Origin of the sequence: Kitasatospora sp. NPDC059571, assembly GCF_042735675.1 — a bacterium.
Classification (GTDB): Bacteria; Actinomycetota; Actinomycetes; order Streptomycetales; family Streptomycetaceae; genus Kitasatospora.
The window spans coordinates 1-7,008 of record NZ_JBHWBW010000010.1; the positions used below are offsets into that span (position 1 = coordinate 1).

The 7,008-nt window shown below is 73.0% G+C and carries 6 protein-coding genes; all 6 read left to right on the top strand.

Going from position 1 to position 7,008, the window contains the following annotated elements:
- Positions 1–133 precede the first annotated feature (133 nt).
- Complete coding sequence (gene mltG / locus ACFV0G_RS02915; protein WP_380540554.1) at positions 134–1,330, top strand: endolytic transglycosylase MltG; 1,197 nt, start codon at positions 134–136, stop codon at positions 1,328–1,330.
- 105 nt (positions 1,331–1,435) lie between these two features.
- Positions 1,436–3,451, top strand: coding sequence for an endolytic transglycosylase MltG (gene mltG / locus ACFV0G_RS02920; RefSeq protein WP_380540557.1), 2,016 nt, complete (start codon positions 1,436–1,438; stop codon positions 3,449–3,451).
- Between the two features lie 261 nt (positions 3,452–3,712).
- Positions 3,713–4,543 carry a shikimate dehydrogenase gene (locus tag ACFV0G_RS02925; RefSeq protein ID WP_380540560.1) on the top strand — a complete coding sequence of 277 codons (831 nt, stop codon included), beginning with the start codon at positions 3,713–3,715 and terminating at the stop codon, positions 4,541–4,543.
- Positions 4,544–4,751: 208 nt separating this feature from the next.
- Positions 4,752–5,936, top strand: coding sequence for a chorismate synthase (aroC, locus tag ACFV0G_RS02930; RefSeq protein ID WP_380540563.1), 1,185 nt, complete (start codon positions 4,752–4,754; stop codon positions 5,934–5,936).
- Complete coding sequence (locus ACFV0G_RS02935; RefSeq protein ID WP_380540566.1) at positions 5,933–6,448, top strand: shikimate kinase; 516 nt, start codon at positions 5,933–5,935, stop codon at positions 6,446–6,448. The genes aroC and ACFV0G_RS02935 overlap by 4 nt, the downstream gene beginning before the upstream one ends.
- The coding region (locus tag ACFV0G_RS02940) for an iron-containing alcohol dehydrogenase (RefSeq protein WP_380540569.1) at positions 6,445–7,008 on the top strand (564 nt) is incomplete at its 3' end. The genes ACFV0G_RS02935 and ACFV0G_RS02940, both read left to right, overlap by 4 nt.

Genomic DNA, 7,008 nt, shown 5'->3' on the forward strand with positions numbered 1-7,008 from the left:
GTCTGCGGTGGTGTGTGTCGATCTCTGTCTTCCCCTGGCCGGGGGGCCGGGTGCGGCCCCCCCCCCCCGGGCCCCCCCTGCCGTTGACCGTCCTACTGCACCCGGTGGGGCACACCGCCGACGGAGGGCCGCCGTGACCGACCCGTACACCGCGCCCGGGATGTCGCCGGGGCTCACCCCGGGTCACCTCGGGGCGCCCGCCGAGGAGCCCGACGGGCGTCCGCCGGGGGAGCCGTACGCCGTCGAACCGCCCGACCCGCGCAAGGTCCGCACGGGGGCCGCCTGCTGTCTGAGCGTGGCGGCGATCGCGGGGGTGGCCTGCATGGTGCTGCTGGCCGTCGTCCTGCTCTGGCCCTCGTCCTCCGAGCCGCGCGCCGCCGACGTCACCGGCGGCGGCGCCGGCAGCGTCCAGGTCTCGGTGGACCAGGGTGCCAGCCTGACCGACATCGGCCGGGCCCTGGTGGCCGACGGCGTGGTGGCGAGCGTCCGGGCCTTCACCGACGCGGCCGCCAACCACCCGGCCGGCAACCGGATCCAGCCCGGCACGTACACCCTGAAGAAGAAGATGTCGGTGGCCGCGGCGCTCGGCATCCTGCTCGACCCGGCCAACGCCAACGCCCTCACCATCCCCGAGGGGCGCCGGGCGGAGCAGATCTACGCCGCCGTCGACCAGCGCCTCAAGCTCGCGCCCGGCACCACCAAGGGTGTGGCGCAGCAGCACAGCGGCGACCTCGGCCTGCCGGACGACGCCAAGGGCAACCCCGAGGGCTACCTCTTCCCCTCCACCTATCCGGTGACCGGTGAGACCACGGCACTCGGCCTGCTCCAGCAGATGGTCAAGCAGTCCAACGAGGTGTACGGGACCGCGGGCCTCGACAGCGCCGCCACGGCACTCGCCCAGACCCCCTACGGAATCCTCACCGTTGCCAGCCTCGTCGAGGGGGAGGCCGACAACCCGGAGGACATGGCGAAGGTCGCCCGGGTCATCTACAACCGGCTCGCCAAGAACATGCCGCTGCAGCTCGACTCGTCGATCAACTACGCGCTCGGCCGCTCCTCGCTGACGACCACGACCACCGACACCCAGCTGGACTCGCCCTTCAACACCTACCTGCACACCGGCCTGCCGCCGACGCCGATCGCCAACCCCGGCCGGGACGCCCTGCGGGCCGCCGCCGACCCCGCCGAGGGTGACTGGCTGTACTTCGTCACCGTCCGTCCCGGTGACACCAGGTTCACGGACAGTTTCGAGCAGCAGCAGAAGAACGTCGCAGAATTCAACGCGTATCAGGCGCAGCAGAGTTCCCCGCCCGCGGGCGGTGGTCACTGACGGTGTACGTACGGGGATCGGGCCGGGGTACGGTACGGTAACGTCTCCCTCCGAATGACGCTGTAGCACGCCGGTTCGATGGCGGCGGAATGCTTAAGGGGTTCGATGTCCGATCTGGGTGGGGGCTACCGCCCCCAGGGAGACCAGCCGTGGTACCCGGGCGACCCCGGCTACGACGGGACGCAGCAGCCTGAGCAGCACGTCGACCGGACCGGCTCCTGGCAGGTGCCGCAGGGCCGGTTCGCCCAGCAGCAGCAGTACGGGCAGCAGGGCTACCCGCAGCAGGGCTACCAGCAGCAGGGGTATCCGCAGCAGCAGGGCCAGCAGCACTACCCCCAGCAGCAGGGGCAGGAGCAGGCCGGCGGCCAGCAGGGATACGGGCAGCAGGGGTACGCGCAGCCCGGGTACGGGCAGCAGACGGCCCAGCAGACCTACGGCGGACACTCGCAGCAGCAGGTGCCGCAGCAGGGCTACGGCCGGCAGCCGCAGTCGCCCCAGCAGCAGGGCTACGGGCAGCAGGACGCCCAGCAGACCGGCTCGTGGCAGATCCCGCAGCAGCAGATGGCCCAACAGCACATGGGGCAGCAGCAGTTCGGGCCGGGCCAGCAGCAGCGCGGCGGCCAGCAGGGGTTCGGGCAGCAACCGCAGCAGCAGTTCCAGCAGCAGGGCCAGGCGCAGGGCCAGCAGCCGCGCGGGCAGCAGTTCGCCCAGCAGCAGGCGACCGGGCAGATGCCGCCGGTGCGCGGCGGGGTGCCGCGCCAGCAGCAGGGCGCACCGGTGCCGCCCCCGCGGCAGGCCCGGCCGTCCGGCCCCGGTCCCGACGGGATCGACTGGGAGGCCGAGGCCGCCGCGCTGGAGAACCCCGACGGTGCCCACACCGCGGCCGAGCCCGAGGAGTGGGCGGAGCACGCGGCCGAGGACGGGTACGCGCAGGACGAGTACGCCGACGACGAGTACGCGGACGATGCCGACGACGACTCGTTCCTCGGCGAGGAGGACCCCTCCCGCGACGCCGAGCGCAAGCGCAAGGAGCAGGGCAAGAAGGCCGGCCGCCGCAACCGCGGCGCCTGCCTGGTGGTCGCCCTGGTGCTGCTCGGCGCGACCGGCGGCGCGGGCTGGTGGGGCTACGGCTTCTACCAGGACCACTTCGGGCCGCCGCCGGACTACGTCGGCGCCGGCACGGGCTCGGTGAACATCGAGGTCAAGGACGGCGCGGACGGCACCACGATCGGCATCCTGCTGGCCAACTCCGGTGTCGTGAAGAGCACCAAGGCCTTCGTCGCGGCCTATCAGAAGAACCCCAAGTCGAACGGCATCCAGCCCGGCTTCTACACGATGCACCACCAGATGTCGGCTGCCGCGGCCGTGCAGCTCCTGATCGACTCGGGCGGCGGCAACGCGCTGGTCGTCCCCGAGGGCCTGAAGGCCGCCGACATCTACACCAAGATCGACAAGAAGCTGGGCCTGCAGGCGGGCGCGACCGCCAACGTCGCCAAGACCCAGGTCAACACCCTCGGCCTGCCCGACTACGCGCAGGGCAACATCGAAGGCTTCCTGTACCCGACCAAGTACTCGATCAGCCAGGGCATGAAGCCCGAGGAGCTGCTCAAGCAGATGGTCGCCAACGCGGTGAAGCACTACGGGGAGCTGAACCTCGACCAGGGCGCACAGAAGATCGGCCTGAAGTCCGGCTACCAGGTCATCATCGAGGCGAGCATCCTCCAGGCCGAGGGCAACAACGACCAGGACTTCGGCAAGATGGCCCGGGCGCTGTACAACCGCCTGAACACCACCGCCACCCAGGGCAGGCTCCAGCTCGACACCACGCTGCAGTACGCGCTCGGCCGCACCAACTTCACCAACGCGGAGATGGAAGGCAACAAGAGCCCGTACAACACGTACGTCAACAAGGGCCTGCCGCCGACCCCGATCTCCAATCCGGGCGACGGCGCGATCAATGCGGTGCTCAACCCGACGCCGGGCGACTGGGTCTACTGGTACGCGATGTCGCCGACCGAGACGCGCTTCGCGGTCACCTTCGCCGAGCACCAGAAGAACGTCGAGGAGAACTGCAAGGCGCACGGCCAGCAGTTCGACAAGACCCGCGGCGTCTGCAAGTGACGGTCCGGGCTTGAGCGTCCGGGCGTGAGCGCCGGCACGTGACGGTCCGGCGTGCTCGCCCGGGCTGGAGCACCGGTACGTGACCGTCCGGCGTGACCGCGAGTTGGTGGCCGTCTCGGCGTGACCATCCGGAGGCGGCCCGTTCCGTCGGGGCGACCGAGGGTCGGACGGCCGAGGGTCGGCGGGTCCGGCGGTGCGTACCATGCGTGGCATCGGCGCTGATCAGGGCGCCCGGTACACGACACGGACGGTGGGACTGACGTGACGACTCAACTGCGGGCCGCGGTGCTGGGGTCACCGATCGCGCACTCGCTCTCGCCGGTGCTGCACCGCGCCGGGTACGCCGCGCTCGGGATGGCCGAGCGGCGGTACGACCGGTTCGAGGTGGACGAGGCGGCGCTGCCGGGCTTCGTCGCGGGCCTCGATGCCGCCGAGTGGTCCGGGCTCTCCCTCACCATGCCGCTCAAGCGCGCGATCATGCCGCTGCTGGACGAGATCGGCGACACCGCGCGCTCGGTCGACGCGGTCAACACCGTGGTCTTCGGGCCGGACGGCTCGCGCCGGGGCGACAACACCGACGTCCCCGGCCTGGTCAACGCGCTGCGCGAGCGCGGCATCGAGAAGGTGGAGGCCGCCGCCGTGCTCGGCGCGGGCGCCACCGCCTCCTCGGCGCTGGCGGCGCTGGCCGAGATCTGCACCGGCGAGGTCGCGGTCTACGTGCGCAGCGCGGAGCGGGCCGCCGAGATGCGGGCGCTGGCGGACCGGCTCGGGGTGCGGCTGCGCACAGAGCCGTGGGAGCGCGGCGCCGAGGCGCTGGCCGCGCCGCTGACCGTGTCGACCACGCCGGTCGGCGCCACCGACGGCTTCGCGGCCGGGCTGCCGGCGGCGCCGGGAGCCTTGTTCGACGTGCTCTACCACCCGTGGCCGACCGCGCTGGCCGCCGCGTGCGCGGAGCGCGGCTCGGTGGTGCTCGGCGGACTCGACCTGCTCGTGCACCAGGCGGTGCTGCAGTTCGAGGCGTTCACCGGCGTGCGCCCGGGGCCGCTCGCGGCCATGCGGGAGGCGGGGGAGACGGCGCTCGCGGCGGGCTGAGCGGCCCGCCGGGGGCGGGGGCCGGTGAGCCTGTGAGTGTCCATCCGGGTGTCCGCCACGCGGACCACGCTCCGGTAGGGCGCTGCGGCATGAAAGGATCGGGAGCAGAGTGCGGGTCCGGGGGCCGTAGCCCCGGGGCGGGCCCGCCGGACGAAACACCCCGGCCGGTCCGTGCCGCGCGGGCCGGGCCGCTGACGAAGGAGCTCCGTTGGGTAGGTTGCGCTGGCTGACGGCGGGGGAGTCCCACGGCCCCGCACTGGTCGCGACGCTGGAGGGCCTGCCGGCCGGTGTGCCGGTCACCACCGCGATGGTGGCCGACGCGCTCGCCCGCCGCCGGCTCGGCTACGGCCGCGGCGCCCGGATGAAGTTCGAGCAGGACGAGGTGACCTTCCTCGGCGGTGTCCGGCACGGCCTGTCCATCGGCTCGCCGATCGCGATCATGGTCGGCAACACCGAGTGGCCGAAGTGGGAGCAGGTCATGTCGGCCGACCCGGTCGACCCGGAGATCCTCGCGGGCCTGGCCCGCAACGAGCCGCTGACCCGCCCGCGGCCCGGCCACGCCGACCTGGCCGGCATGCAGAAGTACTCGCTCGACGAGGCCCGGCCGATCCTGGAGCGCGCCTCGGCGCGCGAGACCGCCGCCCGGGTGGCGATCGGCACGGTCGCCCGCTCGTACCTGCGGGAGACCTGCGGCATCGAGCTGGTCTCGCACGTGATCGAACTGGGCGCCGCGAAGGCCCCGCTCGGCGTGTACCCGGAGCCGGCCGACGAGGCCCGCCTCGACGAGGACCCGGTGCGCTGCCTGGACGCCGACGCGTCCAAGCGGATGGTCGCCGAGATCGACCAGGCCCACAAGGACGGCGACACGCTCGGGGGCGTGGTCGAGGTGCTCGCGTACGGCGTGCCGGTGGGCCTCGGCTCGCACGTGCACTGGGACCGCCGCCTCGACGCGCGCCTCGCGGCCGCGCTGATGGGCATCCAGGCGATCAAGGGCGTCGAGGTCGGCGACGGCTTCGAGCTGGCCCGGGTGCCCGGCTCCCAGGCGCACGACGAGATCGTGCCGACCGCGGACGGCGTCAAGCGCACCTCCGGGCGCTCCGGCGGCACCGAGGGCGGTCTGTCCACCGGTGAGCTGCTGCGGGTGCGGGCCGCGATGAAGCCGATCGCGACCGTGCCGCGCGCGCTGCAGACCCTGGACGTGCGCACCGGTGAGCCCGCCAAGGCCCACCACCAGCGTTCGGACGTCTGTGCCGTGCCTGCCGCGGGCATCGTGGCCGAGGCCATGGTCGCCCTGGTGCTCGCCGACGCGGTCGCGGAGAAGTTCGGCGGCGACAACGTCTCCGAGACCCGCCGCAACGTGCAGAGCTACCTCGACCACCTGATCGTCCGATGAGCGCTCCGGTCGTCGTGCTGGTCGGCCCGCCCGGGTCCGGCAAGTCCACGGCCGGCCGGCTCGTCGCCGAGCGGCTCGGCGTGCCCTTCCGGGACACCGACGCCGACATCGAGGCGCTGGCCGGCAAGCCGATCCCGGAGATCTTCATCGACGAGGGCGAGCCGCATTTCCGCGCGCTGGAGGTGCAGGCCGTCCGGGCCGCCGTCGAGGGTCACTCCGGGGTGCTCGCCCTCGGCGGGGGCGCCGTCATGGCGGACGTCACCCGGTCCGCGCTCGCCGGGCTCCCGGTGGTGTTCCTGGAGGTGCCGCTCGGCGACGCCGTCAAGCGGGTCGGCCTGGATGCGCCCCGGCCGCTGCTCGCGGTCAACCCGCGGGCCCGCTGGCGCGAGCTGATGGAGGCCCGCCGCCCCCTCTACCTGGAGGTGGCGAAGGCCGTCGTGGACACCGCGGACCGCAGCCCGGAGCAGGTCGCGGACGCAGTCATGGAAGCACTGGAGCTGAAGCAGGCATGACCACCGACACCGTCACCATCCACGTCGGCGGCAGCGCCGGCCACGACCCGTACGACGTGCTGGTCGGCCACCAGCTGCTCGGCGAGCTCGCGCCGCTGATCGGCACCAGGGCGAAGCGGGTCGCGATCATCCACCCCGAGGCGCTCTCCGCCACCGGGGATGCGATTCGCGAGGACCTCGCCGCCGAGGGCTACGAGGCGATCGCCCTCCAGGTGCCCAACGCGGAGGACGCCAAGAGCGCCGAGGTGGCCGCCTACTGCTGGTCGGTCCTCGGGCAGACCGGCTTCACCCGCAGCGATGTGATTGTCGGCCTCGGCGGCGGCGCCACCACCGACCTGGCGGGCTTCGTCGCCGCCACCTGGCTGCGCGGGGTCCGCTGGATCTCCATGCCCACCACGCTGCTGGGCATGGTCGACGCCCCCCGCGGGGGCAATAACCGCCTCCAAAACGCCCAAGGGAAACAACATGTGGGCGCCATACACCCCCCCGCCCCCGGCCACCCCCCCGGGCCGCCGACCGTCTCCAACCAGAACTTCCCCACGGGCCGCACCGTCGCCAAC

What these genes read in the sequence shown, in the direction of transcription:
- ACFV0G_RS02935 (WP_380540566.1), top strand. Translation starts at nt 5,933, where the DNA reads ATGAGCGCTCCGGTCGTCGTGCTGGTCGGCCCGCCCGGGTCCGGCAAG.
- mltG (WP_380540557.1), top strand. Translation starts at nt 1,436, where the DNA reads ATGTCCGATCTGGGTGGGGGCTACCGCCCCCAGGGAGACCAGCCGTGG.